General features: G+C 67.5%; 27 protein-coding genes and 1 tRNA gene. 11 read left to right on the top strand and 17 right to left on the bottom strand.

The window, feature by feature from the left end; translation table 11 throughout:
- Window positions 1-84: 84 nt before the first annotated feature.
- Both MRBLWO14_RS09125 and MRBLWO14_RS09120 read right to left on the bottom strand, forming a co-directional pair.
- Window positions 85-1,278, bottom strand: coding sequence for a lytic polysaccharide monooxygenase (locus MRBLWO14_RS09125; RefSeq protein WP_341936135.1), 1,194 nt, complete (start codon window positions 1,276-1,278; stop codon window positions 85-87).
- A gap of 82 nt (window positions 1,279-1,360) precedes the next feature.
- Window positions 1,361-1,807 (bottom strand): hypothetical protein, encoded by a 447-nt coding sequence (locus tag MRBLWO14_RS09120; protein WP_341936134.1) that lies wholly within the window; start codon window positions 1,805-1,807, stop codon window positions 1,361-1,363.
- A gap of 137 nt (window positions 1,808-1,944) precedes the next feature.
- On the opposite strand from MRBLWO14_RS09120, the gene MRBLWO14_RS09115 reads away from it, so the two are divergent.
- Entirely contained in the window at window positions 1,945-2,367 is a 423-nt protein-coding gene (locus tag MRBLWO14_RS09115) for an NUDIX hydrolase (protein ID WP_341936133.1), read from the top strand.
- A gap of 12 nt (window positions 2,368-2,379) precedes the next feature.
- Here the strand turns inward: MRBLWO14_RS09115 and MRBLWO14_RS09110 are convergent, their stop codons facing one another.
- Together MRBLWO14_RS09110 and MRBLWO14_RS09105 are read right to left on the bottom strand one after the other, a co-directional pair.
- Complete coding sequence (locus tag MRBLWO14_RS09110; RefSeq protein ID WP_341936185.1) at window positions 2,380-2,841, bottom strand: YbaK/EbsC family protein; 462 nt, start codon at window positions 2,839-2,841, stop codon at window positions 2,380-2,382.
- 47 nt (window positions 2,842-2,888) lie between these two features.
- Window positions 2,889-3,401: a DNA helicase gene (locus tag MRBLWO14_RS09105; protein ID WP_341936132.1), complete on the bottom strand. Its 513-nt coding sequence runs from the start codon at window positions 3,399-3,401 to the stop codon at window positions 2,889-2,891.
- Window positions 3,402-3,546: 145 nt separating this feature from the next.
- On the opposite strand from MRBLWO14_RS09105, the gene MRBLWO14_RS09100 reads away from it, so the two are divergent.
- Together MRBLWO14_RS09100 and MRBLWO14_RS09095 are read left to right on the top strand one after the other, a co-directional pair.
- Entirely contained in the window at window positions 3,547-4,104 is a 558-nt protein-coding gene (locus MRBLWO14_RS09100; RefSeq protein WP_341936131.1) for a peptidylprolyl isomerase, read from the top strand.
- 21 nt (window positions 4,105-4,125) lie between these two features.
- A complete protein-coding gene (locus MRBLWO14_RS09095; protein WP_341936130.1) occupies window positions 4,126-5,025 on the top strand; it encodes a rhomboid family intramembrane serine protease in 900 nt (299 codons plus the stop codon).
- A gap of 213 nt (window positions 5,026-5,238) precedes the next feature.
- Here the strand turns inward: MRBLWO14_RS09095 and MRBLWO14_RS09090 are convergent, their stop codons facing one another.
- Complete coding sequence (locus tag MRBLWO14_RS09090; protein WP_096714156.1) at window positions 5,239-5,478, bottom strand: cell division protein CrgA; 240 nt, start codon at window positions 5,476-5,478, stop codon at window positions 5,239-5,241.
- An 86-nt stretch (window positions 5,479-5,564) separates the two neighbouring features.
- Between MRBLWO14_RS09090 and MRBLWO14_RS09085 the strand changes: the two genes are divergently transcribed.
- The 3 genes from MRBLWO14_RS09085 to MRBLWO14_RS09075 are packed head-to-tail and all read left to right on the top strand — an operon-like array spanning window position 5,565 to window position 7,168.
- Window positions 5,565-6,359, top strand: coding sequence for a class E sortase (locus MRBLWO14_RS09085; protein WP_251585019.1), 795 nt, complete (start codon window positions 5,565-5,567; stop codon window positions 6,357-6,359).
- Between the two features lie 21 nt (window positions 6,360-6,380).
- Entirely contained in the window at window positions 6,381-6,536 is a 156-nt protein-coding gene (locus tag MRBLWO14_RS09080) for a hypothetical protein (RefSeq protein ID WP_341936129.1), read from the top strand.
- The gene (locus tag MRBLWO14_RS09075; protein WP_341936128.1) at window positions 6,533-7,168 is read left to right on the top strand and encodes an aminodeoxychorismate/anthranilate synthase component II; all 636 of its coding nucleotides are present in this window, start codon (window positions 6,533-6,535) and stop codon (window positions 7,166-7,168) included. The genes MRBLWO14_RS09080 and MRBLWO14_RS09075 overlap by 4 nt, the downstream gene beginning before the upstream one ends.
- A 165-nt stretch (window positions 7,169-7,333) precedes the next feature.
- Here MRBLWO14_RS09075 and pknB read toward each other — a convergent pair whose 3' ends face one another.
- Genes pknB through MRBLWO14_RS09040 form a run of 7 tightly spaced genes read right to left on the bottom strand, consistent with a single transcriptional unit; the run spans window position 7,334 to window position 16,198 of the window.
- Window positions 7,334-9,037, bottom strand: a complete 1,704-nt coding sequence (gene pknB / locus MRBLWO14_RS09070; RefSeq protein WP_341936127.1) for a Stk1 family PASTA domain-containing Ser/Thr kinase — start codon at window positions 9,035-9,037, stop codon at window positions 7,334-7,336.
- A 55-nt stretch (window positions 9,038-9,092) separates the two neighbouring features.
- Window positions 9,093-10,811 carry a protein kinase gene (locus tag MRBLWO14_RS09065; RefSeq protein WP_341936126.1) on the bottom strand — a complete coding sequence of 573 codons (1,719 nt, stop codon included), beginning with the start codon at window positions 10,809-10,811 and terminating at the stop codon, window positions 9,093-9,095.
- Window positions 10,808-12,265 (bottom strand): penicillin-binding transpeptidase domain-containing protein, encoded by a 1,458-nt coding sequence (locus MRBLWO14_RS09060; RefSeq protein ID WP_341936125.1) that lies wholly within the window; start codon window positions 12,263-12,265, stop codon window positions 10,808-10,810. Before MRBLWO14_RS09060 ends, MRBLWO14_RS09065 begins: the two co-directional genes overlap by 4 nt.
- A 1-nt stretch (window position 12,266) precedes the next feature.
- On the bottom strand, window positions 12,267-13,652 hold the full coding sequence (locus MRBLWO14_RS09055; protein ID WP_341936124.1) for an FtsW/RodA/SpoVE family cell cycle protein: 1,386 nt from the start codon (window positions 13,650-13,652) through the stop codon (window positions 12,267-12,269).
- Complete coding sequence (locus MRBLWO14_RS09050; RefSeq protein ID WP_341936123.1) at window positions 13,649-14,944, bottom strand: PP2C family serine/threonine-protein phosphatase; 1,296 nt, start codon at window positions 14,942-14,944, stop codon at window positions 13,649-13,651. The genes MRBLWO14_RS09055 and MRBLWO14_RS09050 overlap by 4 nt, the downstream gene beginning before the upstream one ends.
- A gap of 7 nt (window positions 14,945-14,951) precedes the next feature.
- A complete protein-coding gene (locus MRBLWO14_RS09045; RefSeq protein ID WP_341936122.1) occupies window positions 14,952-15,476 on the bottom strand; it encodes an FHA domain-containing protein in 525 nt (174 codons plus the stop codon).
- Complete coding sequence (locus MRBLWO14_RS09040) at window positions 15,476-16,198, bottom strand: DUF3662 and FHA domain-containing protein (RefSeq protein ID WP_341936121.1); 723 nt, start codon at window positions 16,196-16,198, stop codon at window positions 15,476-15,478. The genes MRBLWO14_RS09045 and MRBLWO14_RS09040 overlap by 1 nt, the downstream gene beginning before the upstream one ends.
- A 202-nt stretch (window positions 16,199-16,400) precedes the next feature.
- Between MRBLWO14_RS09040 and MRBLWO14_RS09035 the strand changes: the two genes are divergently transcribed.
- A tRNA-Leu gene (locus MRBLWO14_RS09035) sits at window positions 16,401-16,483 on the top strand.
- Between the two features lie 121 nt (window positions 16,484-16,604).
- Here MRBLWO14_RS09035 and MRBLWO14_RS09030 read toward each other — a convergent pair.
- Window positions 16,605-17,075, bottom strand: a complete 471-nt coding sequence (locus MRBLWO14_RS09030; protein WP_341936120.1) for a hypothetical protein — start codon at window positions 17,073-17,075, stop codon at window positions 16,605-16,607.
- Between MRBLWO14_RS09030 and MRBLWO14_RS09025 the strand changes: the two genes are divergently transcribed.
- Window positions 17,062-18,054 carry an RHS repeat-associated core domain-containing protein gene (locus MRBLWO14_RS09025; protein WP_341936119.1) on the top strand — a complete coding sequence of 331 codons (993 nt, stop codon included), beginning with the start codon at window positions 17,062-17,064 and terminating at the stop codon, window positions 18,052-18,054. The two genes, MRBLWO14_RS09030 and MRBLWO14_RS09025, sit on opposite strands and share 14 nt — an antisense overlap.
- An 888-nt stretch (window positions 18,055-18,942) precedes the next feature.
- On the opposite strand, the gene MRBLWO14_RS09020 is transcribed toward MRBLWO14_RS09025, so the two are convergent.
- A complete protein-coding gene (locus tag MRBLWO14_RS09020) occupies window positions 18,943-19,101 on the bottom strand; it encodes a hypothetical protein (RefSeq protein WP_341936118.1) in 159 nt (52 codons plus the stop codon).
- Window positions 19,102-19,349: 248 nt separating this feature from the next.
- Between MRBLWO14_RS09020 and MRBLWO14_RS09015 the strand changes: the two genes are divergently transcribed.
- A complete protein-coding gene (locus MRBLWO14_RS09015; protein WP_341936184.1) occupies window positions 19,350-19,859 on the top strand; it encodes an RHS repeat-associated core domain-containing protein in 510 nt (169 codons plus the stop codon).
- 597 nt (window positions 19,860-20,456) lie between these two features.
- Here MRBLWO14_RS09015 and MRBLWO14_RS09010 read toward each other — a convergent pair.
- The 3 genes from MRBLWO14_RS09010 to MRBLWO14_RS09000 form a co-directional block, all read right to left on the bottom strand.
- Complete coding sequence (locus MRBLWO14_RS09010) at window positions 20,457-21,140, bottom strand: hypothetical protein (RefSeq protein WP_341936117.1); 684 nt, start codon at window positions 21,138-21,140, stop codon at window positions 20,457-20,459.
- A 286-nt stretch (window positions 21,141-21,426) separates the two neighbouring features.
- Entirely contained in the window at window positions 21,427-22,056 is a 630-nt protein-coding gene (locus tag MRBLWO14_RS09005; RefSeq protein ID WP_341936116.1) for a sigma-70 family RNA polymerase sigma factor, read from the bottom strand.
- 29 nt (window positions 22,057-22,085) lie between these two features.
- Window positions 22,086-22,541: a hypothetical protein gene (locus MRBLWO14_RS09000; RefSeq protein ID WP_341936115.1), complete on the bottom strand. Its 456-nt coding sequence runs from the start codon at window positions 22,539-22,541 to the stop codon at window positions 22,086-22,088.
- A gap of 308 nt (window positions 22,542-22,849) precedes the next feature.
- Here MRBLWO14_RS09000 and MRBLWO14_RS08995 point away from each other — a divergent pair, with 308 nt between their 5' ends.
- Together MRBLWO14_RS08995 and MRBLWO14_RS08990 are read left to right on the top strand one after the other, a co-directional pair.
- Window positions 22,850-23,440, top strand: coding sequence for a hypothetical protein (locus tag MRBLWO14_RS08995; protein WP_341936114.1), 591 nt, complete (start codon window positions 22,850-22,852; stop codon window positions 23,438-23,440).
- Window positions 23,437-23,964 carry a sigma-70 family RNA polymerase sigma factor gene (locus MRBLWO14_RS08990; protein WP_341936113.1) on the top strand — a complete coding sequence of 176 codons (528 nt, stop codon included), beginning with the start codon at window positions 23,437-23,439 and terminating at the stop codon, window positions 23,962-23,964. The genes MRBLWO14_RS08995 and MRBLWO14_RS08990 overlap by 4 nt, the downstream gene beginning before the upstream one ends.
- The last annotated feature ends 17 nt before the right edge of the window (window positions 23,965-23,981 follow it).

Raw genomic sequence — 23,981 nt, 5'->3', positions numbered from 1 at the left:
TACTGCGCGGCGATTCGCCGCGGAACGGACGTCGCCCTCCCGGAGCACCGGGAGGGCGACGTCGGAACGGATCGACGGTGCGGGTCAGTGGCTGTGCGCCACGGGCTGCCACAGCGACAGGGCCGTGATCCACGACGGGTCGCCCCACGCGCGGTGCGTCTGCACGGCGCGGTAGGTCACGCCGTTGTGCTGGCGCAGGTCGCCGCGGGTGTACGAACCGGTCGGGTTCCACGCTGCGACCTCACCGGTGGGCGTGGTCGGGGTGGTGGGCGTGCTCGGAGTGGTCGGCGTGGTCGGGGTGGTCGGCTGCACCGCGGCCGGGTTCGTCGTCACGGTGAAGATCGAGCTCGCCGCTTCACCCGCCGCCGACACGGCCACGATCCGGTACTGGTAGGTCGTCGACGCGGCGAGGCCGGTGTCGAGGTAGCGCGCCTTCGTCGACGTGCCGACCGCGGCGAAGGTGACGCCGTCGACCGACCGCTCGACGCGGTACGACGTCGCGCCCGCAGCGCTCCGCCACATGAGGTCGACGCTCGACGCGGTGCGGCCCATCGAGTGCACGCCGGCGGGCGCTGCGGGCGTAGCCGGAGTCGTGGGCTCCGTCACCGGCGGCGTCGTCACCGGCGGCGTCGTCACGGGCGGGGTGGTGGTCGGCGGAGTGGTGACAGCTCCCCCGGTGCGCACGTCGATGTCGATCGCGTTGTAGAAGGCGTTTGTCGTGTCGGCGATGTCCCACACCGCGTAGATCACGTGATAGCCGGTGTGGTCCGACGGGATGCTGAGCGTGTGGGTGGTCGGCACGCTGGGGATCTCGCCGCGACCGTCGAACGTTGCGAGCGGCTCGAGGTCGCCGCGATCCAGCGGTGCGTTGGGGTCCCAGCCCTGCTTGGTGATGAAGTAGCGCCACTGCGCGGTGCGGTGGGCTGCCGTGAGCGTCCATGAGACCTGCACGGGTCCCGCCTGCACGACGTTCTTGGCCCAGCGTGTGGCGGACTGCTGATCGAGCGTGCCGCCGAACAGGCCGCCCGCCGAGGCGAGCTGGCCGTCGGCCGGACCGCCGGCAGGGAAGCCCTTCGGGGCCTCGAGGCTCTGCGGCTCGTACGCGACGCTGCCGCGGTCGGTGTTCGCCGACCACGCCGCACGCGAGATCAGCGATGACGTGCTGCCGCCGACGTAGCCGTGCGCCGAGGCGGACGGGGCGGGCGCCACGAGCAGGCCGGAGGCGGCCACTGCGGCGACCGCGAAGGATGCGATTCCGATTCTGGAGAGAGTTTTCACCCCTCAGAGATACCGACTTCCTGGACGGCATCCAAGAATCTGGCAATATACAATCCCGTGTCGCCGCAGCAGCGCCGTCGCGTCAGCTCACCGCCGTGCGCACGCGCTCCGCGAGGAACTCGCGATTGGCCGCGTCGAGGTCGAGCACGGCGTAGGCCGTGGGCCAGAGCGTGCCGTCGTCGAGGTGGGCCGGGTGCTCGAAGCCGAACGTGCCGTACCTCGTCTTGAACTTGCTCGCGGGCTGGAAGAAGCACAGCACCTTGCCGTCCTTCGCCCACGCCGGCATGCCGTAGTACGTGCGCGGGACCAGTTCCGGTGCCGCCTCCGACACGAGTGCGTGCAGTCCCTCGGCGATCCCCCGATCGTCGTCGCTGAGCTTCTCGATCGCCGCCTTGAGATCGGCCTCGCCCTCTGCCCTGACCTCCTCCGGCGACTTCTTCGCCCGCGATCGCGCCGTGCGCTTGTCGGACGCAGCCGCCTTCATCGCCTCGCGCTCCTCCGCGCTGAAACCCGTGTCCTTCTCCGCCATCGTCGGCTCCTCTCCTCAGGTCGGTCGTGATGAGTTCACCCTACGGAGGGGTCGATGGACGTCGCTTCTCGATTCGTGATCGATCAGGGTCGACATAACCCGCCGTGTCGCATTCCCCTGCGGTTAGGGTGGGACGCATGGACATGCGTGTCGCGGCATACGCAGTCGTCACCGATGACGACGGGCGGGTGCTGCTGGCGCGCTGGATCGAAGGGCGCCGCGTCGCGTGGACCATGCCCGGCGGCGGTCTCGAGCCGGGCGAGGCTCCCGAGGCGGCCGTGCGCCGCGAGCTGCGCGAGGAGACCGGCTACACCGTCAAGGTGGGCGAGCTGCTCGGCATCCACTCGCGCGTCATCCCCGCCTCGCAGCGCGTCCAGAAATCGGATCAGCCGCTGCACACCCTGCGCATCGTGTACCGTGCGACGGTGTCGGGCGGGCGCCTCCAGTACGAGACCGACGGCTCGACCGACATGGCGGAGTGGTTCCCCGTGAAGGCGATCAGTGAGCTGCAGCGGGTCAAGCTCGTCGACATCTCGCTGCGCATGGCCGGTCTCCTCTGACGCGGAGGGCTCTCAGCCGCGGGGTTCCTCGGGGACCGAGATGTCGGCGACCGTCGCGCCGTATGCGGAGATGAGCTCGTCGGCGTCGACGAAGAGGCTGTAGCCGTGCGTGCCCGCGCCCATCGCGATGCGCTGACCGACGATCGTCTCGTCGGCGTACACGGGCCAGTCTGTGGTGCTCCCGATCGGCACGATCGTTCCACGTTCGTAGCCCGTGGCGGCGAGAGCGAGCTCGGCCTCCGGGAGTCGGAGCTTGTTCACCCCGACGACGGCGCGCAGCTTGGCCCACGAGATGGAGCGCCCTCCCGGAACCAGCGCGAACAGGTACGTGTCGTCGGACCGCTTGACCACGAGGGTCTTCACGATGCCCTCCGGAGGGATGCCGAGGAGCTCGGCCGCCTCGAAGAGACTGCGGGCCGCCGGCCGCTCGCGGATCTCGATGTCGAGATCGCGAGCAGCGGCGGCCTCACGCACGCGGGCGTGCACGTCCGCCGGCTCGGCGGCCGGGGACTCGAAGTCGGTCACGCCTCGGGGGCGGACAGCGGGTCGTCGGCGACCCAGAGCTCGTCGTCTGCGCGAAGGGCCTGCCAGGCGGCGTACAGGACGCCGACCGCAGCGGCCGCGCCGAGAACCAGGGCGATGACCGAGCCGAGACCCGGGCCCTTCTTCTGCGGCTTGGTGGCCTTGCGCACCTTCTTCTCGATCTTCTTCTCGATGCCGTGACGCTTGGCGTTCGCGACATCCCAGGCGGTCAGCGCACTGCCGACGACACCGCCGACGATCGGAACGACCTTGTCGTCGACGACGTGCTTGCCGAAGCGCACGCCCTGGTCGACGACCGGCGCCACGCGGCGGTCATAGGTGTGCTGCACGGCCGGACCGACCTGCTCGCGCCCGAAGTTGCCGAGCTGGCGCCCCGCCTCGCGCGCCACATCGGCAGCGTGGCCGACGAGGACCTGCTGGTTCTCCCAGAGCTGGTTGGCCTCCTTCTGGAGACGGCGCAGTTCCTTCTTCCGCTTGCGGCTGATGCTCACGATGCTCTCCTGTCGCTTGGAGTACGGGTTCCCCATCTTGCCACGCCACCCTGGAAGGGGCGAGGGAATCACCGAGGCCTTGCGTCAAGCGACGATCAGCGCTAGATCGAGGCTCGCACACGGGAAGCTCTGCGAGAATGACAGCATGCCTCACGCTTCTCACGTCGCAACCCTGCACACCAACCACGGTGACATCGTCATCAACCTCTTCGGCGACCACGCCCCGAAGACGGTCAAGAACTTCATCGGCCTCGCCGACGGCACCCAGTCGTGGACCGACCCCGCCACCGGCAAACCGGGCGAGGGTCCTCTCTACAAGGACGTCATCTTCCACCGCATCATCCCGAACTTCATGATCCAGGGCGGCGACCCGCTCGGTCAGGGCGTCGGCGGCCCCGGATACACCTTCAACGACGAGATCCACGGCGACCTGAACTTCAACGAGCCCTACATCCTCGCCATGGCCAACGCCGGCCTGCGCCGCAACGCCATCACCGGCGAGGTCGAGGGCACCAACGGCTCGCAGTTCTTCATCACCACCGACCCCACCCCGTGGCTCCAGGGCAAGCACACGATCTTCGGCGAGGTCGCCGATGACGCCTCGAAGGCCGTCGTCGCCGCGATCGGCGCCGTGCCGACCGCTGCGGGCGACCGTCCGATCGAGCCGGTCGTGCTGCAGTCGATCGACATCGTCGCGGCCTGACACCGAGGCTGGCCGATCCGGATGACCACGCCTGAGTTCGCGGACAACCGCGACAACTTCTGCTACCGGCATCCGGATCGGCAGAGCTTCGTGCTCTGCCAGCGGTGCCTCCGCACCATCTGCGGCGAATGCCAGACCCCGGCCGCGGTCGGCGTCATCTGCCCGGAGTGCATGAAGGAGGAGCGCAAGAACCGCACCCCCGCCCAGAAGCGGGCCGAACGCCGCTGGGGCGGGCGCTCGTCGACCATGGCCGCCGTGCGCAGCGGCAATCCCGTCGTGACCTACGCCCTGATGCTGATCACGACGATCATCGGCCTCTTGCAGCTGGCCCCGGGGATCGGCGAGGTCCTGACCGACGCGCTGCGATTCAACGCCTTCTTCCTCTACCCGCAGTTCTCCATCTTCCCGTTCGAGCCGTGGCGTCTGCTCACCGCAGTCTTCGCCCACGGCGGATTCATCCACCTCGCTCTGAACATGCTGGCGCTGTGGATGCTCGGTCAGAGTCTCGAGCCGATGCTCGGCCGGGTGCGCTTCCTCGCGCTGTACCTCATCAGCGGGCTCGGCGGCTCCGTCGCCGTCGCGCTGCTCGCCCCGGGAGTGTTCACCGTGGGCGCCTCCGGCGCGGTCTTCGGCCTCATGGCCGCCCTGCTGATCGTCGGCCGTCACATCGGTGCCAACGTCACCGGCATCCTCGTGATCCTCGGCATCAACTTCGTCGTCGGGTTCTTCATCGGCGGCATCGCCTGGCAGGCGCACCTCGGCGGGGCGCTCGTCGGCGCGCTGGTCGCGTTCATCCTCACCCGTACGCGCCGCCGCGATCAGCGGGTGTGGCAGATCGTGCTCATCGCGGCCGTGGCGGTCGCCCTCCTCGTGATCGTCGCGTTCATCCCTCCCCTGCTCATCACGTCGATCTACTCCTGATCAGCGGTTGTTTACAGGTTCGTTAACAGGTGTGAATAACACGGGTGTAATTCATCCCCAGGTGTGAACAACCCTGTGGATAACTCTGTGGTGACCTTGTGGAGACACTGTGGAGACGTGTGGAGAGGAACGTCCACGGCCGGTCCGCGCGAGTCCGGAGGACGACGAAGGCCCCTCGCGATGCGAGGGGCCTTCGTGCGTGAGCGGGGCGATCTAGCGCCAGCGGGTGGTCATCAGGAAGCCGATCAGAGCGATGCCGAGACCGATCGCGAGGTTCCAGTTGTCGAGGCCGGGGATCGGGAACTGCATCCCGGAGATGTAGAACACGAGGATCCAGGCGAGACCGAGCAGCATGAAGCCGATCATCACCGGCTTGAACCACACGGCGTTGGGGGCGGACTCGCCCTCGGCGCGGGGTGCGTCGGGCTCTTCGGTCTTCGGGTCTCGGGCCATGCCGACATTGTACCCAGGTCGCCTTTGTTCCCGCGAGAAAGCAGGCTTCCGGCCCCGTGCACAGGCCGGAAGGATAGGATCTCGCCATGACCGCATCCGTCGTCTCGGGGGAGCGACGTGGCCGTAGCCGTCGCCCTCGATCGCGCGCCACCTTCACGAGCGTGCTGGGGGAGCTGCTGCTCACCGCCGGCGTGCTCGTGCTGCTGTTCGTCGCGTGGCAGATGTGGATCGGCGACATCATCATCAGCGCGCAGAAGAACGACGAGGGCGCGGCGGTGTCGCGCGAGTGGGCTGAGGCCCCGCCCCCCGCACTGCCCGAGACGTTCGAGCGGCCGGACGGCACCACGGCGTACCAGCCCGTGATCCCCGCGCGTCCCGCCGACACCGAGCAGCTGGGCCAGATGCACATCCCGCGCTTCGGATCCGAGTACAACGTGGGCATCTTCGGGGGCACCAGCCGCGCCCGCACGCTCGACAAGCTCGGGATCGGCGTCTACACGAACTCGAAGATGCCCGGCGAGGTCGGCAACTTCGCGATGGCCGGGCACCGCACGACCTGGGGCAAGCCGTTCAACCAGCTCGACAAGCTGCAGATCGGCGACGCGATCGTCGTCGAGACGATCGACGGCTGGTTCACCTATCGCTTCCGCACGCTCGAGTACGTGAAGCCGACGCAGACCGACGTGCTGCTCGACGTCCCGCAGATCCCCGGTGCCCAGACCGGCGAGCAGTACATCACGCTCACCGCCTGCTCGCCGCTCTACTCGCTCGCCGAGCGCATCGTCGCCTACGGCGTCTTCGAGAGCTTCCAGCCCCGCGCCGAAGGACCCCCGAAGGCGCTGACCGACCCGCCCCCGCCTCCGGCCGCGCCGTCGATCTGACCGAAGGGACCGAGAGGAATCATGTACGCCGCACTCTGGCGCCTGCTGCCCGGCCCGTGGTGGGTCAAGCTGTTCATCCTGCTCGTGCTCATCACGGCCGTGCTCTACGCCCTGTTCTGGTTCGTGTTCCCCTGGATCAGCCCCATCATCGCGCCCGGCGAGGTCGACCTCGAATGACCCGGGTGCTGGTCGTGGACAATCACGACAGCTTCGTGCACACCCTCGTCGGATACCTGCGCGAGCTCGGCGCCGAGGTCGAGATGGTCGAGGCGGATGCCGTCGACGCCGCCGACCTCGAACAGTTGCTGCCCCGCTTCGATGGCCTCATGCTGTCACCCGGACCGGGGACGCCCGCGGATGCCGGGGCCAGCCTCGACGCCGCTCGGATCGCCATGGCCATCCGTCTGCCGCTGCTCGGCGTCTGCCTCGGCCATCAGGCGATCGGGGAGGCCCTCGGCGCCCCGGTGACCGAAGCGCCCGAGCTCATGCACGGCATGGTCTCGCAGGTCGGGCACGACGGGTCGGCGCTGTTCGACGGCATCCCCTCCCCGTTCGCCGTCGGGCGCTATCACTCGCTCGCGCTCGACGAGGCATCGCTGCCGGAGTCGCTCGTCGTCACCGCGCGCACCGACACCGGCACCGTCATGGCCGTCGCCCACAAGACCCTGCCCGTGGTGGGAGTGCAGTTCCACCCCGAGAGCGTGCTCACCGAGGGCGGCTATCGCCTGCTCGCGAACTGGCTCGCACAGTGCGGCGATGCGGATGCCGTGGCCCGCGCCGAACGACTGCATCCGCTCGTGCGGGCGTAGCGCGTTTCGTCTCGGTCGCTTCGCTCCCTCGCTCAACGACCCGGGGGAGGGTCGCTGCGCCTCAAGGTCGACGACCCGGGGGAGGGTCGCTGCGCCTCAAGGTCGACGACCCGGGGGAGGGTCGCTGAGCCCCTGAGTCGACGACCCGGGGGAGGCGGGTGGCGGTCAGCCGTCCGCGGCGGCGGCGCAGTAGCGGAGCTCGACGGTGGACCCGACGGGCACGTCGCCCGGTGCGACCGACATCGAGGCGACCGTGGGCGGGTTCGTCGGCGGGCAGTCCGTGAGCTCGACGGGGCTGGCGGTGAGGCCGATCCGTTCGAGCTCGGCGGTCGCGGCATCCATCGTCCATCCCGAGACGTCGGTCAGTGTCACGCGTCCGCTGGCGACCACGAGGTTGACGACGGTCTTCGGGGCGACCTCGGTGTCGGCAGCCTCGCTCGCCTCCATGACGGTGTCTGCCGCGAGGCCCTTGTCGTTCCGCTGGATCACGGTGCCGAGCTCCAGCCCGGCCTGAGCCAGTGCGTCCCTCGCCGCGGCGAGAGACAGGCCCTCGAGCGTCGGCACGACGACCGTCTCCTTGCCGGATGAGACGTACACGGTGATCGAGTCGCCCTCGCTCACCGTCGTCCCGCCCTCGGGATCCGTGCGGGTGACGTTGCCCTCGGCGATGTCGTTGCTCGGTTCGAGCACGAGCTTCGCGGTGAGGTCGAGTTCGTTCAGATCCTCCTGCGCGCGCTCCGACGACACGTTCACGAGGTCGGGCACCGTGCGGGAGCTCGACGGGATGTCGTCGGGGCGCATACTGATGGTCCACACCCAGAACAGCACCGATGCCAGCAGCACGGCGAGGAGAGCGACACCCGCCCAGATCCACGCGACCGGGGGACCGGACTGCGTGCGGGCCATGGTGGTGTCGGTGCTCAGCTGCCGCAGCGACCGGGCCGTCTCCTGCGCCTGGCGCGGACTCGGTCCGTACAGTTCGCTGGTGAGCGCGCCGATCTCCTTGCGGCTGGGCGCCTGACCCGAGACGGCCGCGTCGAGTGCGGCGCGGAAGTGCGCGGCATCCGGGTAGCGCTGGTACGGATCCTTGGCGAGCGCGCGGAGCACGATGGGGTCGAGCGAGGCCGGAGCGTCTTCGTTGACCTCGGTCGGCGGCACCGGAGTCTCGCTGACGTGCTGATAGGCGACAGCGACCGGGGACTCGCCGCGGAAAGGCTGACGCCCGGTGAGCAGCTCGTACAGGACCACACCGGTCGAGTAGAGGTCGGCGCGCGCGTCGACCGGCTCGCCCTTCGCCTGCTCGGGGGAGAAGTACGCGGCCGTTCCGATGATCTGCGTCGTCTCGGCGACCGTGGACGAGGAGTCGGACACCGCGCGGGCGATGCCGAAGTCCATCACCTTGACCTGGCCCTTGTCGGTGACCATGACGTTGCCCGGCTTGATGTCGCGGTGCACGACACCGGCCCGGTGCGAGTAGTCGAGAGCTTCGAGGATGCCGTCGACGTACCGCACCGCGTCTTCCACGGGTACGGGCCCGCGGGCGATGATGTCCTTCAGCAGCGTGCCGCTGATGAGCTCCATGATGATGTACGGCGGCTCACCGGATCCGTCGCCGGTGCTGCTGGACGGGTCGCCGGCGTCGTACACCCGCACGATCGACGGGTGCGACATGCGCGACGCGGACTGCGCCTCCAGGCGGAAGCGCGTGCGGAACGCGGTGTCGCGAGCCAGATCGGGGTCGAGGATCTTGATAGCGATCGCGCGACCGAGCGTCAGATCGTACCCGCGGTAGACCTTGGCCATTCCGCCATGCCCGATGAGCTCGTCGACGCGGTAGCGACCCGCGAGAACGCGTGGCTCTGTCGACACGTACTGACCCCCTGATACGACCTGATGAAGTGCTCAGCCTACGGCGTGGAAACCCCTAATCCCCTGTGTCCTCGCCGCCGGCGCCGTCGGCCGGAGTGATCTGAGCGGTGAGCTGCGGCGAGTTGCCCGAGGGACGGTCGCCGCAGAACGCGCGGTACGTGGCTGTGACCTGCAGAGCGGGGTCGTTGGCCGGAGTGATCTGGGTGCTCAGCTCGCCCGGGCCGAAGGCGCGGGTGGTCTTGCCGTCGCTGAACGTGGCGTTCGTGATCGTGACCTCGTACGAGCTGACCGTGCCGGCGCCCGAGGGGCACGAGAACGCGGTCCAGTTGAGGGCGATCTGCTTGCCCGCCTGCGGGGTGCCCGAGAGGCTGGGTGCCGAACCCGGTGCGCCGATCTCCACGCGCGGGGCGTAGGTGACGAGGGTGATCGCGTCGCCCTTCTCGAGGGTTCCGCGCGGGTCGACGGTCTCGACGACGTCGACCAGGTCGTCGGACGGGGCCGGGGTGTTGCCGACGCGGCACTGGGGGAGGAGTCCCGCCTCCGTGGCCCTGTTCAGCGCGTCCTGGCACGACAGGCCGACGAGCCCGAGGGAGTCGACGTTGATCGGCGTCTCGGTGGGCGTCGGCGTGGGCGTCGGCGTCTCCGGAGGTGCGGACGAGATCGACGGGGACGGCGTGGGATCGGCATCCCCGTCGCCCTGGTTCATGAGCGCCAAGATGGTGCCGCCGAGAACGATGACGAGCAGCGCGATGAGCGCGACCAGGGGCCACGTCCACCGGCTGCGCTTCTTCTTCTCCGCCTCCTCCTCGGCCGCTGCCTCGGTCGGGACCTGAGCGGTGGTGGGGAGGACGCGCGTGGCGCCGTCGTCGCCGGATGCCGTGAGCAGCCGGGTCGCGTCGTCTCCCGCGACTCCGCCGGTGGCGATCGCGGGCACGGCGATCGCCGCGGAGTTCAGGTCGCCGCGGCGCAGGGCCTGGGCGGCGCGGGCGACGGTCGCGGCGGACGACGGACGGTCGGCCGGCTTCTTCGCGATCATCGCCATGACGAGGTTCTGCACCGGGATCGGCACGGTGGGCGGCAGCGGCGGGGGCTGCTCGTTGATCTGCGCCATCGCGATCGCGACCTGCGATTCGCCCGTGAACGGACGCTTGCCCGCGAGGGACTCGTAGGCGACGATGCCGAGCGAGTAGATGTCGGTCGCGGGGGAGGCCGGGTGACCCGACGCCTGCTCCGGCGACAGGTACTGCACGGTGCCCATGACCTGGCCGGTCGCGGTGAGCGGCACCTGGTCGGCGATGCGCGCGATGCCGAAGTCGGTGATCTTGACGCGTCCGTCGGGCGTGATCAGCAGGTTGCCCGGCTTGATGTCGCGGTGCACGAGACCGGCCGCGTGTGCGGCCTGGAGAGCGGATGCCGTCTGCGCGACGATGTCGAGCGTCTTGTCGGCGCTCAGCGAGCCGTCGCGCTCGAGGATCGTCGACAGGGCCTCGCCGGGCACGAGCTCCATGACGAGGTAGGCGCTGCCGTTCTCCTCGCCGTAGTCGAACACGCTGGCGATGCCCTCGTGGTTGACGAGCGCGGCGTGGCGCGCCTCGGCGCGGAACCGCTCGAGGAACCCGGGGTCCCCCATGTACTCGTCCTTGAGGATCTTGATCGCGACAGTGCGTCCGATGACGTGATCCGTCGCCTCCCACACCTCGCCCATGCCGCCGATCGCGATTCGCGACTGCAGCTCGTAGCGACCACCGAACGACACACCCTGCGTCGGTCTCATCTGCCCAGCACCGCCTCTATGACCTTCTTTGCAATCGGGGCGGCGATGGTGTCGCCGGATCCTGACTGCCCCTGTCCGCCGCCGTCTTCGACGAGGACCGTTACTGCGACCGTCGGGTCGTCCGCCGGCGCGAAACCGGTGAACCACAGCGTGTACGGCCTGTCGTTCCCGTTCTCGGTCGTGCCGGTCTTACCGGCCACGTCGACCCCGTCTATTCTTGCACCCTGCGCTGCGCCGTTTGAGACGCTGGCGACCATGGATGCCGTCACCTGATCGGCCACGTCCGCCTCCAGCGCACGGCCGAACTCGGTGTCGTCGTAGGACCGCACGACCGAGAGGTCGTTGCCGATCACCGAGTCGATCAGGCGCGGGTTCATGACGACGCCGTCGTTCGCGATCCCGGCGGCGACCATGGCCATCTGCAGGGGGGTCGCGATGACCTTGCCCTGCCCGAACCCGGTGAGCGCGGTCTGCGCGTCGTCGAGGGCCCGCGGATAGCTGGACGCCGTCGACTCGAGCGGGGTCGAGAAGCTCTGGTTGAAGCCGAACTTCTCCGCCATCTCGCGGATCCGGTCGTCGCCGAGCTGCACGGCGAGCTCCGCCATCGGGATGTTGCAGCTGAGACGGATGGCCTCGGAGATCGTGACGGTCTCGCCGTCGCCGCAGGTGCCGCCCCAGGCGTTCGCGACGGTGTTCGTCGAGCCGGGGAGCTGATAGCGGGCGGGGTTCGGCAGTGCGGAGTCCGGCGTGTACTCGCCGGAGGCGTAGGCGGCGGCTGCGACGACGAGCTTGAACGTCGACCCTGGCGGGTTCAGGTCGCCGGCGATCGCGCGGTTCGAGAGCGGCTTCGTCGGGTCGGCGTCGAGCTGGTCGTACGTCGCGTTGGCGGCATCCGCGTCGTGCGTCGCGAGGGCGTTCGTGTCGAAGCCCGGCGTCGAGACCATGGCAAGGATGCGACCGGTGCTCGGCTCGATCGCGATCACGGCGCCCTCGAGCCCCTGCAGTGCATCGTAGGCGGCCTGCTGCGCGGCCGCGTCGAGCGTGAGCTGGGCGCTGAAGCCGGCCTGCGGCTGTCCGGAGAGGATGCGCTCGATCTCGGAGAAGAACGCGCTCGATCCGGTGCCGGAGAGGTCGGCGTTCAGCGCGCGCTCGATGCCGGTCGCCGACTGCAGCGCCGGGTTGAAGTAGCCGGTCACCGGCTCCCACATCGCGCCGTCGGTGTAGACCCGCTGGAACTGGTACTTGTCGTCGGACGGCACGGAGGTCGCGATCGCGACGCCGTCGACGATGATCGACCCGCGCTGGATCTCGTAGCTGTCGAGCAGGGTGCGGCGGTTGTTGCTGTTCTGCCCCAGGGCGTCGGCCTCGACGACCTGGATCCAGCTGGTGGCGGCGAAGAGCGACAGGAACATGAACAGCATCACGATGCTGAGGCGACGGAGCTCCTTGGTCATGTCAGCCGATCACCGTCCTCGGTTGGCTGCGCACGCCGTCGGAGATGCGCAGCAGGATCGCGACGATGAGCCAGTTCGCGACGAGCGACGATCCACCGGCCGCGAGGAACGGCGTCGTCAGACCGGTCAGAGGGATGACGCGGGTCACGCCGCCGACCATGATGAACACCTGCAGCGCGATCGTGAACGCGAGGCCGGTGGCGAGCAGCTTGCCGAAGTCGTCCTGTCCGGCGAGGCCGATGCGGATGCCGCGGCTGATGAACACCATGTAGAGGCACAGGATCGCGAAGAGGCCGATCAGCCCGATCTCCTCGCCGAGGCTCGTGATGATGTAGTCGCTGTGGGCGAGGGGAGTGACCTCGGGGCGGCCCTGACCCCAGCCGGTGCCGAGGAGGCCGCCGTGCGCGAGCCCGAAGAGGCCCTGCATCGGCTGGAATCCCGCACCGTCAGGGTCGACCTTGTCGGGGTCGAACAGGAACAGCCAGTTCGTGAAACGCCCCTGCACGTAGCTGAGGATCTGCGTCGCCACGGCGACGCCCGCCGCGACGAGGGCGAGGCCGATCAGGACCCAGCTCGTCTTGCCCGTCGCCACGTACAGCATCGCGACGAACATGCCGAAGATCAGGGTTCCGGTGCCGAGGTCGCGCTGGATCACGATGATGCCGAGCGAGATCGCCCACACCACCAGCACGGGGCCGAGCTCGCGCATGCGCGGCCATGTGATGCCGAGCACCTTGGTGCCGACCGAGGTGAGACTCTCACGCGTGCGCACCAGGTAGCCGGCGAAGAAGATCGCGAGGCTGATCTTGGCGAGCTCGCCCGGCTGGAACGCGAACATGCCGCCGAGCGACACCCACACCTGGGCGTTCGCGTCGGGGATGCGCAGGCCGGGCACGAACGGCAGCAGGAGCAGCAGGATGCCGGTGAGGCCGAAGATGTACGTGTACCGGAACAGCACCCGGTAGTTGCGCAGCATGATCACGACCGTGATCGCTCCGGCGAGCGAGATCGCCGTCCACGCGAGCTGCTTGGTGGAGTAGGCGTTCCACCCGGTGAGGGCCTTCGCGATATCGATGCGGTAGATCATCGCGATGCCCAGACCCGTGAGCAGCGTCGCGATCGGCAGCACGAACGGATCGGCGTCTGACGCCACGGCGCGCAGCACGAAGTGCACGGCGAAGGCCAGCACGGCGAGGCCGCCGCCGATGGCCAGGATCATGGGGTCGATCAGTCCGAGTGCGCCCAGCTGCACGAGGGTGAGCGACGCGCCGCTGATGACGACCGCGAAGAGCAGCAGCCAGAACTCGCGGTTGCGCTGCGTCTGCGGCATCCGCAGTCGGCGGAGCGCCTTGATGACGGTGGTGTCGGCCTGGACGTCGGTGCTCATCCCTCGCCCTCCGTCGTGGTCGGCGTGGGCACCGGGGTCGGCAGCGGCGTCTCGCCGGTCACGCGGTCGGCGCCTGCCTGCAGCCGGGCGACGATGGCCTCGGCATCCGACAGCGACCGCGCTGTGATCGTGCGCTCGACGGAATCGCGCTGGTACGGCGGCAGATCGGCGAGGAGGATGTCGGTGTCCTGCAGCGGGGTCGACAGCGTGATCGGCCCGATGTTCTGCTGCACGCCCTGGTAGATCACGACGCTGTCCTCGTCGGCGCCGACGAAGTAGCGCGTCTGCGTCCAGCTGTAGGCCGCGAAGGCGGCGAATGCGAGCATGCCGAGGACCACCAGCATCCCGGCGATCCAGCCGAGTCGGCGGCGCTTGGCGCGGCGGCGGTCCTCTTCGATGAGCTCCTCGAGGTACTCCGACGAAGGCTCGAAGTGGCTGGGATCGTTCGCGGCCTGGCGCACCGGGTGCAGCCAGCTGCTGCGCGGCGCGCGCACCGGCGGCACGGTGATGTTCGCGGGGTTCGAGGCCGAGCCGACGATCGTCGCCGTGCCCGAGTGCATCGCGTGCGCACCGCCGACCTCGACCAGCACGATCGTGACGTTGTCGGGCGCGCCGCCGTCGAGAGCCTGCTTGAGCAGGTTGTCGGCGGTGCGGCCGGAAGGGAGACCGAGGCGCATCGCCTTGAGGATGTGGGCCTCGTCGACGACGCCCGAGAGCCCGTCGGAGCACAGCAGCCAGCGATCACCCGGCTGCGTGTGCATCACGAACATGTCGAGCTCGGGATCGGAGTCCATGTCGCTGAGCACCCGCATCAGCACCGAACGCCGCGGGTGGTAGCGGGCCTCCTCCGGTGTGATGCGCCCCGAGTCGACGAGCCGCTGTACGAAGGTGTGGTCGGCCGTGATCTGCGTCAGAGCGTCGTCGCGGTAGAGGTAGATGCGCGAGTCGCCGATGTGGCCGATGACCGCGTAGTCGTCGACCATGATGATCGCGCTGAGGGTCGTGCCGAGTCCTGCGAGCTCCGGGCGATCCTTGGCGGCGCGGATCAGATCTCCGGCAGCGGTCGTCGCGGCCGCCTGCAGCGACGCCTGGGCGTCTTCGGTCGAGGAGTACGGCTGGTCGAGCGGCTGCATCCGCTGGATGGCGATGCTCGACGCGACGTCGCCGCCCGCGTGACCGCCCATGCCGTCGGCGACGACGAACAGGTTCGCCCCGGAATACCCGGAGTCCTGGTTGTTGGAGCGGACCTTGCCCGTATGGGAGATCGCGGCGCTCGAGCCTTCGAAGACCATGCCGGGGTCAGGCTCGCAGCTCGAAGGTCGTGGCGCCCACCTTGATGGGAACGCCGAGGCCGAGGGCGACGGGGCCGCCCGTCACACGGTTGCCGGCGACGAACGTGCCGTTCGTGGATTCGAGGTCCTGGATGGCCCAGGCGTCGCCGCGCAGCAGCAGTCGTGCGTGGTGGCTGGACGTGTAGTCGTCGCGGATCACGAGCGCGCACTCGCTGGAGCGGCCGATCGTGAGAGTGTCGGTGCCCAGCGCCAGTTCGAGGCCCGCCTTCGGACCGGATGTGATCACGAGGCGCTTGGCCGTCGCGACGGTCGCCGGTCCGGTGTTCGCCTTCGCCGACGAGGGGCGCTTGGCCGGTGCCGGGGGAGTGGACGGGGATGCCGCGGCGGCATCGCCGTCTGCGGGGAGCTTGCGCACCTTCATGCCGAACAGGTCGGCGCGCAGCGAATAGACCACTCCGAACACGAAGAACCACAGCAGCACCAGGAAGCCGATGCGCATGAGAAGGAGGACGAGCTCGCTGGGGGTGGTCATCAGATCGCTCCGAACGCGCGGGTCGCGTCGTCGTCGCGCGGGCGGGCAGGACGCGACGGTGCCGCGACCGGCACGATGCGGAAGACGAGGTCGGTGCGGCCGATCGTCAGGGTCGTGTCGGTGGGCAGAGCTGCCTCCCGGACCTTCGTGCCGTTGACCTTCGTGCCGTTCGTGGATCCCAGGTCGCGCATCATGGCGCGCTCGCCGTCCCACAGCACCTCGACGTGCTTGCGGCTCGATCCGGCATCCGCGATCGTGATGTCGGCGTCAGAGCCCCGGCCGATCACCGTTCGGGCGCGGGTGAGCGAGTGGCGACGCCCGTCGACATCGATCACTGCCTGCCAGTTCACGCGGCCCTCGACGGTGCCCGAGCTGACGCGCACGGTTCCGGTGGGGATGTCGTCGGATTCGAGCGTGATCGAGAGAGGGCCGGCGAAGCTGTAGCCCTGCGACTTCGCGTGCTTCGTCAGAAGCGCGTGCAGCTCGTCGGTGAGCGCACCGCCGAGTCCCTGCATCCGCTCGGCGTCGTCGGCGCTCAGCCGCACCACGTAGCTGTTGGGCGTGAGGATGCGGTCACGACTGACCACAGCCGCCTTGGTATCCGCCTCGCGCCGAAGCGCCGAAGCGATCTCCACGGGCTGGATGCCGCTGCGGAAGGTCTTCGCGAAGGCGCTGTTCACAGCGCGCTCGAGACCCTTCTCAAAGCTGTCAAGTAGTCCCACTGGGCTCCTCTGGCATGCCGACCGGTAGGGACATCGTAGCCAGGTGACCTGGATGTACGCCGTTCCGCGGGTCTTCGGCACCCGATTTCTCGGAGGACGGCGGGCTGCGAGCGGCGGGGTGAACCGTGCCGCGGCCGGTTTCGTGAGGGGGTGGAGCGCGTGATAGCCTTGCGAAGTTGAGTTCTTCGGAACGAGACGACTCGCGCGAGTGGCGGAATGGTAGACGCGCTGGCTTCAGGTGCCAGTGTCCGTATGGACGTGGGGGTTCAAGTCCCCCCTCGCGCACAGTGGGCCCTGTTCGTTTATTTAGGGCAATCTGTTCGTAAATTGAAAGACCCGGTCAGACAATGTTTCTGACCGGCTCTTCCGTTTTCTCCACGACTGCGGCTCATCCCGAGCCCTCGGTCTACAGCACCAGTGGGTCGACGCTGATGTGGTTTGGCTCGTTCAAGAACGCGAGGAACCTCGTGCCTTTGGTGCTTGTCCTCGGCGAGAAGATGCCGTCCGGGCTCATTGTCGTAGTCTCGAAGTAGTGGAGCAGCCAAATGTGAAGCTCACCGAACTCGCCCACAAGTCGTGAGAACTGTTCTCTCTCTGACCGGGAGAAGGGTGCCCAACTGCCCTCGTTCGCAACGGCGTTGGCGAGGCGAACTCTCTTCCGCTCGCTTGCCGTCTCTGCTGCGATCCTTTGGGCACGAGTGACTCCGGCGATGAAGTCGTCTGACCTGACGATGTCGTCGAGTTTCAGTGTGCCGTCGTCAACCCTTGCGAGGGCCTGAGCGACTGCAACATTGAAGTCATGCTGGCGTTGCATCTGCCGTGCGTCCATCGCGTGCGCGATTGCTTCGGCAGCAACGGACCCGATGAGCGGCACCATCGAGATCGCAGCCTTGCCCGCGAAGGCGAGGGCGTCCTCGGCTGGTTCATGTGGAGGGACGAGAGCGTTGATGTCGGTCGTTCACGGCCGTGCCAACCAGGTCGGGCTTCCCGTCGTCGAACAGGTCGGCGCGGGCAACAGCGTCGCTTACATCGGAAACGATCCCGTCACCGGTGAGCCGCTTATGCTCCGCAGCTCCGCCGGCGTCGAAACACTCTACGTCTACGACGGGCTCGGAACACCGGTGGCGATGCTCACCGACTACTCCGCCGTCGCCTACGCCTACACCTTCGACCCATTCGGCACCGCGGTGCTCAACCCCGGCGGCACTGGCGGGAACGGCGTGAAGGAGAGCCCGTTCCTGTTCAAGGGCGGCATCCAAGACCGAGCCACCGGTTGGGTTCACTACGGCAACCGTTGGTACAACACCACCCTCGGACGCTGGACCCAACAAGACACCCTCGATGTCCCCCTCGACCCGGTCAACGCCAACCGCTACGCCTACGCGGGAGCTGACCCGGTCAACAACGTCGATCCAACGGGACGGCTCTATGATGACAGCTGGAATTGGGGTCAGAGCGCGGTTGTAGCGGGCGCGACGGGAATCGCCGAGGGGCTCGTCGAATGCGGCATCGGAGGGGTGGTTGGGGCGGGTGCGTTTAGCGGCCCTGGATGTGTCATCGGGGGCTTGACAGGCTTCATCACGGGTGTCGTCACCGGCTTCGTGGACGATGCAGTTGGTCAGGCATTCTGGACAGGGGACGACATGATGAACGCAGAAAAACTCAGGAAGATGCTCCGGTGGTATCTGATTATCGGCGGGTCAGTAGTCGTAGCCATCGGGATCCTAATTTGCGGGCTCTTCGCCGCTGAGGGATTCGAGAATACATGGGGTGGGATCGCGGGTGCGGTGATCATGGTGGGAGGAATTACGGCCGTGGTAGTCGGTAGCGTGATGTCACGCCGCGACGGTCGTTAGCAATGTGGGCCATCGTTTTTGGTGTGGTTACAGCTCCTGTGCTCGGGGCTCTCGCGGTCGCCCAGTTCGTGATTAACGGGCTCACCGAGGGGTCGTTCTGATGGCAGGTTCCACGCGCTATTGGGGCACGATCCTTGGGGCTGCCCTACTAACAGCGGGCTTATGCGTCGCCATGCTCATCGCCGGTTTTGCGCCAGTCTGGATCCCTATTGCTGGACTCGTTGTGGCTTGCGTCATGTTCGTATGGAGTTTGATTTCACTGATTAGCAAGAGCCCGCCGCGATAAGTTAATTCGACACTGCGTCCTGGGCGTTGGAAGGAATGGGTTGTTGATGGATGTCTGGATCGGCGGGCTCGGCGTCCTTCTCATATTCGCCGGCGTGGGCGTCTTGTGGAGCGGCATGTCCTCTGCCCAACCTCGTCTTCGCAGACTCGATGGGCCCCTGGGCCAAGAAGGAGCGTAGGGGTTGTTCCGATATGCGTATGCGGGCGCAGACCCGGTGAACAACGTTGATCCGACGGGGGCCGTAACTGAAGCATGCGGGGCAGCGGTCCTCGACGCCGCACTCGGAGTGACTAGCCTGGTCAGCGGAGTCGTCACTTTGGGGACCGCCTCGCCCACAGGGGGCCTCTCGTTGGTTGCCGGCGGCATAGCCGCCGTCGAGATAATCGGCGGCGCCTACGAGACAACCCGAGGCATAACTTCGGCAGTTCAAAGCTGTTAGGGGTCCGTGTGCGTACAAGGAATGTGTGGGGTTTAGTAATCTCGCTGATACTCGCCGCAGGTGGCGTCGTTGTATTCGTCCTGTCTCTGCGGTCAGACGGGGCTCTGCCTTTGGGTATCGGAGTGCTTCTTCCCGGAGTGCTGGGCATCATTTACTTTGGAGTTCAGTTGAGCAGGAGGCGCAGCGAATGACGCGGGTGCCAGAGGGCGACGAGGAAGCAGCCTTGCGGAGACGCCTTCGCGAGGTCGAGGCCGAGCACGCCGATCTGTTGGGTAAGACGATGGGGGGAAGCTCCATCGGGAATCCCGATCTCGTTGGTCACGGGAAAGACCTCGAGAGAGAGGCGGACGATCTTCGCATCCGTCTGGGTGAAGAACCTCGCTTTCCCCAGAGGGGCACTCGGCGGAGCGCGGTGACGGGTTGGCTGATGTTCGTTGGCGCGATCATCGTCATCGTCGGGGGAGTCGCGTTATTGACGCCTCGCTGACTCGCCGCCTACGACGAACTTGCGAGACGCCTTCGCATCACGGAACGCTTCACGTGTACGTCGGGTTCGGCTCACCCGTGGCGATGCTCACCGACTACGCCGCGGTGGCCTACGCATACACGTTTGACCCCTTCAGCACCGCGGTGCTCAACCCCGGCTGCACCGGCGGGAACGGTGTTAAAGAGAACCCATTCCCGTTCAAGGGCGGCATCCAAGACCGAGCCACCGGTTGGGTTCACTACGGCAACCGTTGGTACAACACCACCCTCGGACGCTGGACCCAACAAGACACCCTCGATGTCCCCCTCGACCCGGTCAACGCCAACCGCTACGCCTACGCTGGCTCCGACCCGATCAACAATTTTGACCCCTTGGGTCTTTATGACCTCGAGGCGGCCGCTGGCACCGTTGGCACTTTCGCCGGAGGCGCAGGAGCGGTAGGGGCAACCGTAGGCTGTGTCGTGGGCCTGATTGGTAGTGGCCCCGCATGCGTAGCTGGGGCCGGGGCTGGGGCGGCAATCAGCGGCGCCGCCGGTGGGGCATTCGGTATAGGGGTAGCGATTGGCAACTCCATTAAGGGGGTTTACGGATGAACGAGAAATGGCGAGTCAAGAACACCGTCCAGGCGAGAATCTCGATCCTCTGTCTCATTTTCGGTGCTCTGGGCCTCGGTATCGTTGTTAGTCTTGCAGGCGTTGAGCCAATCTGGAGCTTCCTGATAATCGCGCTTTACCTGGTCGGCGGTCTGCCAGCGACTCTTTTCGCCGTGTTTGCGCAACGCGGGAATGACACGACACACCGCTAAAGGAATTCAGCGTACGCAGCACGTCCACGTACGTCATCGTGGTGGTCGCTGGCGTGATAGGGGGGCTCATGGGCTCGCGACCAACTACAGCTGACCGACTTCGCCGCCGATTCCTTCGCGCACACGTTCGACCCCTCGGAATCACGCGGCATCCGCGGGGTGGAAGAGAAGTCGCGTAGCTGCGGAGGGAAAAGTCGGAGAAGGCTGGGAGAAAACCTGCTTCTAAGTCGGCCTCGCGAACCGCGGAGTAAAGCGGCTATCGGTCGTAAGCGAAACACACCACAGTTGGGAAAAGCCCGGTCGGATTGCAGATCTGACCGGGCTTTCCGCATTCATCGACCGTGGGGCTGTGGTCGAGTGCGGATGAGTGCCGCGGGGACGGTCCCTACTCGACGTCCCACAGGGTGTATCCGACGACACCTGCCGGGATGAATTCCATCGGCGTCGTCAATTCGTTCTCCATCCCGACGATTCGGCCCGTGTCTTCGGAAACGAGGAGAGTGTTGCGGTAGTTGCTGTCGTCATCGGTGACACGAAGACCGATCACTTCGCGGCCCAGTCTGTCCTTCGTCTCGCCGAGAACGGTCACGCCGCCGGCATCGACGAGCATGCGCATCAGCGTCGCGTGCTGCTCGTCGGTCAGCGTCCAGTAGCTCAGAAGTTGACCGATGGCGAGCAGGAGTTCTCCGGACGACGACTCGGGCGTCGCTCCGAGATCAGCGAGCGCCGAGAACAGCTCCTCGCGACTCGACCCCTTCAGGGTCACGACGCCCGTCGGGATATCGAGATCCTCGGCACTTGTCACAACCTCGCTGATGACGTCGCCGGGCTCATATGGGCTGGGAGTGATGCCCTTCGGCCGCTCACCGTCAGCCCAGTAGGACGCTGCGGCGACGACAGTGCTCACCGATCCTGTCTCCGGCGACCATTCGAAGGTCGCCTCCTGGGGGACGACCTCGACGTGTTCTTCGGCGATGTCGATATCCCAGCCCCAGCCGACCGTTCTCACTCGCGACTGCTGAACGACGTCGTCTGGCATATCGAGCCTCTGCTGCGCATCGGAGACCACAGCGCTCAATGGCTGAGCGTTCGCGTACTGCAGCGGTGCGGGAGTCAGCGCGACTGCCGACTGAGTCGGTCCGAGGACGTTCACCGCGATGACGGCGACGACGGCGATGGATGCGACAGCCGCTGTCAGACCGCCCCACGCCCAGCCCGAGCGGCGCCGACGTGTGCGGGAGGTTTCGAAGGCACCCCGGATGATGCCTTCGCGAACGGCTATCTCGCGCGCCGTGAGGGCGGCGAAGCGCTCGGTCGTCGCAGGATTCGCCGCTCGGAACAACCGGTCGAGCTCATCATCGGAGACGTTCATCGCCGGCCTCCTTCGCTTCCAGCTGCGTGCGCAGTTTCGTTCGCGCTCGGGTCAGCGTTGTCCACACCGCCGCCGTGCTGCAGCGCAGGACCTCCGAGACCTCCCCGGCGTTGAGGCCGTCCCAGTACGTGAGGACGACGACCTGGCGTTCCCGGGCATTCAGGGACTTCATCGCTTCACGCAGAGCGAGCGCCTCCAACGGATGGATCGGCTCACTCGCATGCTGGAGCCCACGGCTCAGCGCGTCCAGCGCCCGCCCGCGCGACCGAGCGCGACGGTCGACGTCGCGAACCTTGTTGTCGGCAGTGCGGATGAACCAGCGCAGGCCCATGGGCTTCTGCGGGCGCAGCTTCCGCCACGCCACGACGAAGACCTCGGCGGTGATCTCATCGACCTCCTCCCGGTTCTCGAGGAAGCAGGACACATGGTGATGGATGAGCTGCCAGTGTGCGTCGAAGAGTTCCCTGAAGACCACGGCCTTGTCGGGCTCTGCGGAGCGAGCGGAAGCGGTGGAACGCGACGGGGGCATCGCCGAGAGGCTCTCGGAGCCGGCGAGGACGACACGGAAGTTGTCGAAGAGGCCTGCCCCCATCATCACCGACGCCTCACTCACCTTGCTCGTCCTCTCAGGCTACCCCGGCATCACAGCGTGCAGAGGAGGTTGGTGGTGCCGACCGAGACGTTGGCCGAGCCGTTCGGTCCGGCAGTGGCAAGAGTCGTACCCGAGCTGTTGCGAGCGCGCACGCTACCCGAGAGTCGGCCGTTCGCAATCGAACCCACCGTCTGAAGAGCGGCGGTGCTCACGTTGGTGCAGACGGTAAAGGTCAGCTTCGTTCCGCGAAGGCCAGGCAGCGCATATGCGCAGTACGTGCCGGTGGCGCAGCTGCCGACCGCCCGCTGCAACGGCGACTGAGCTTCCAGGATCATTCCGAGCGCAGGCCACACCGCCGCCGTGTCGCTGACGGCGATACCACCCGGCACCGCCTCCAGAGCGTACTCGACATCGGGGTGCAGGTCGTCTGCGTCAGCGTTCGCGGCGGCCGGCGTGAGGGTGAGGGCCAAGGCGAGTGCGATGACGCCGGTGATCGTGCGCTTCATGATGCCTCCCGGGCTCGGGGTGTGAGAGGGCCGGGCCACGGCATCTGCTCCGCCGGCGGCCCCTGCGATCTCAGTATCCGCGCGAAAGCGCGACGCCAGCGCCCACCTCTTTGCGCGTGCAGCGAGTTCCTGACACATCTCTTCCGCAATGTTGCGGACCCAGCTGGGGTGTTCCTCGGAGGAGAGGTCCTAATTCTCTCGCGGCAGGCCAGAGAGCCGTCGACCCCGCGAATCAGGCAGATGCGATGGACAGATCTCGCCCGAGCGGCCATGTACTGGGTGATGCTTCTCTCAGAAGGGACTCTCCCATGAACGAGGTCGACCTCGACGCACGACTCCGCTCGGCCGCCCCGCGCGTCTCGACGGGTGTCGCACTGGCCGAGCGCGGGATGCTGGTGCTCGATGACGCACGTCGGCGGCGCCGTCGCCGGTCGCGGGTGTGGGTGGCCGGCGCGACCGTCTCCTTGGCGCTCATCGGCGGCGGGACCGTCGCGGTAGCGGGAAACGGCACGCAGACGCCGTGGGGCTGGACGGCCGATGCCGTGTACGTGATCCCCGGGCCGAACGGCCAGACCTGCTTCGCGGGCCTCGTCGTGAAGCCGGACGGCGCAGCCGCCGACGCGGAGGTGGTGCTGCAGGCGCGACGGTTCGTGTCAGGACTGGACCTCGAGTCCCTCGACACGTCGGCGGCGAGAGCTGAACTCGAGGCAGAGAACGATCAGCCGTATGACGACGGCACGCCCGGGGTCTTCCACTACACCGACGAGGACATCGTGCAGTCGGCGATGCATCAGACGGTTGCGGGCCTGCTCTTCGCCGAGCTGGAGGCCCGAGGATTCTCGCCGGACGGCGACGACGGATACGTCAGCCTGTTCAGCCAGGCCCAGGGATGCCAATGAGCGGCCCCGATGATCTACGGGCGCGGATCGACGCGCTCGTGCGGGCCAACATCGACGACGTCATGTCGTACTTCCAGCGTCGGCTCCTCAACAACGCCGACGCTGCCGAGGCCGTCGGCGAACTGCTGTTCCTCACGTGGAAGCTCCGTCGCCGAGTTCCCGGCGACCCCACCGAGGGCAGGATGTGGCTCTTCGCGGCGGCGCACAACGTCCTCCGTGGCACTCGGCGTTCACTGTCGCGTCGTTCGGCCGCGGTCGATCGCCTGGTGCAGGACGCGCGCACCTGGGCGGCGCCGGAGTGGGACGACACAGCGCTCGAGGTGCAGCTCGCGCTGCGAGCTCTCTCTGTCGGCGACGCAGAACTCGTACGGCTCACCTATTGGGAGGGCTTTTCCTCCGACGAGGCGGCCACGATCATCGGAGTCAACGCATCCACGGCCCGGTCACGTCTGTCTCGGGCACGGGACCGGCTGCGCGTCGCATTGGACGCGACGCGCAGCGACGCCGTCGGAGAGCGGCCGTAGCCACTCGCTTTGACTTC

This window comes from Microbacterium sp. LWO14-1.2, from assembly GCF_038397715.1.
GTDB lineage: Bacteria > Actinomycetota > Actinomycetes > Actinomycetales > Microbacteriaceae > Microbacterium.
The sequence above is the reverse complement of the archived record's forward strand: the minus strand, read 5'-3'. Positions and strand labels throughout refer to the sequence as shown.

Coding starts and splice junctions, on each gene's coding strand:
- MRBLWO14_RS09120 (WP_341936134.1), bottom strand. CDS start 1,807: ATGGCGGAGAAGGACACGGGTTTCAGCGCGGAGGAGCGCGAGGCGATG.
- MRBLWO14_RS09115 (WP_341936133.1), top strand. CDS start 1,945: ATGGACATGCGTGTCGCGGCATACGCAGTCGTCACCGATGACGACGGG.
- MRBLWO14_RS09100 (WP_341936131.1), top strand. CDS start 3,547: ATGCCTCACGCTTCTCACGTCGCAACCCTGCACACCAACCACGGTGAC.
- MRBLWO14_RS09095 (WP_341936130.1), top strand. CDS start 4,126: ATGACCACGCCTGAGTTCGCGGACAACCGCGACAACTTCTGCTACCGG.
- MRBLWO14_RS09090 (WP_096714156.1), bottom strand. CDS start 5,478: ATGGCCCGAGACCCGAAGACCGAAGAGCCCGACGCACCCCGCGCCGAG.
- MRBLWO14_RS09085 (WP_251585019.1), top strand. CDS start 5,565: ATGACCGCATCCGTCGTCTCGGGGGAGCGACGTGGCCGTAGCCGTCGC.
- MRBLWO14_RS09080 (WP_341936129.1), top strand. CDS start 6,381: ATGTACGCCGCACTCTGGCGCCTGCTGCCCGGCCCGTGGTGGGTCAAG.
- MRBLWO14_RS09075 (WP_341936128.1), top strand. CDS start 6,533: ATGACCCGGGTGCTGGTCGTGGACAATCACGACAGCTTCGTGCACACC.
- MRBLWO14_RS09065 (WP_341936126.1), bottom strand. CDS start 10,811: ATGAGACCGACGCAGGGTGTGTCGTTCGGTGGTCGCTACGAGCTGCAG.
- MRBLWO14_RS09060 (WP_341936125.1), bottom strand. CDS start 12,265: ATGACCAAGGAGCTCCGTCGCCTCAGCATCGTGATGCTGTTCATGTTC.
- MRBLWO14_RS09055 (WP_341936124.1), bottom strand. CDS start 13,652: ATGAGCACCGACGTCCAGGCCGACACCACCGTCATCAAGGCGCTCCGC.
- MRBLWO14_RS09050 (WP_341936123.1), bottom strand. CDS start 14,944: ATGGTCTTCGAAGGCTCGAGCGCCGCGATCTCCCATACGGGCAAGGTC.
- MRBLWO14_RS09045 (WP_341936122.1), bottom strand. CDS start 15,476: ATGACCACCCCCAGCGAGCTCGTCCTCCTTCTCATGCGCATCGGCTTC.
- MRBLWO14_RS09025 (WP_341936119.1), top strand. CDS start 17,062: ATGAGCGGCACCATCGAGATCGCAGCCTTGCCCGCGAAGGCGAGGGCG.
- MRBLWO14_RS09030 (WP_341936120.1), bottom strand. CDS start 17,075: ATGGTGCCGCTCATCGGGTCCGTTGCTGCCGAAGCAATCGCGCACGCG.
- MRBLWO14_RS09015 (WP_341936184.1), top strand. CDS start 19,350: ATGCTCACCGACTACGCCGCGGTGGCCTACGCATACACGTTTGACCCC.
- MRBLWO14_RS09000 (WP_341936115.1), bottom strand. CDS start 22,541: ATGAAGCGCACGATCACCGGCGTCATCGCACTCGCCTTGGCCCTCACC.
- MRBLWO14_RS08995 (WP_341936114.1), top strand. CDS start 22,850: ATGAACGAGGTCGACCTCGACGCACGACTCCGCTCGGCCGCCCCGCGC.
- MRBLWO14_RS08990 (WP_341936113.1), top strand. CDS start 23,437: ATGAGCGGCCCCGATGATCTACGGGCGCGGATCGACGCGCTCGTGCGG.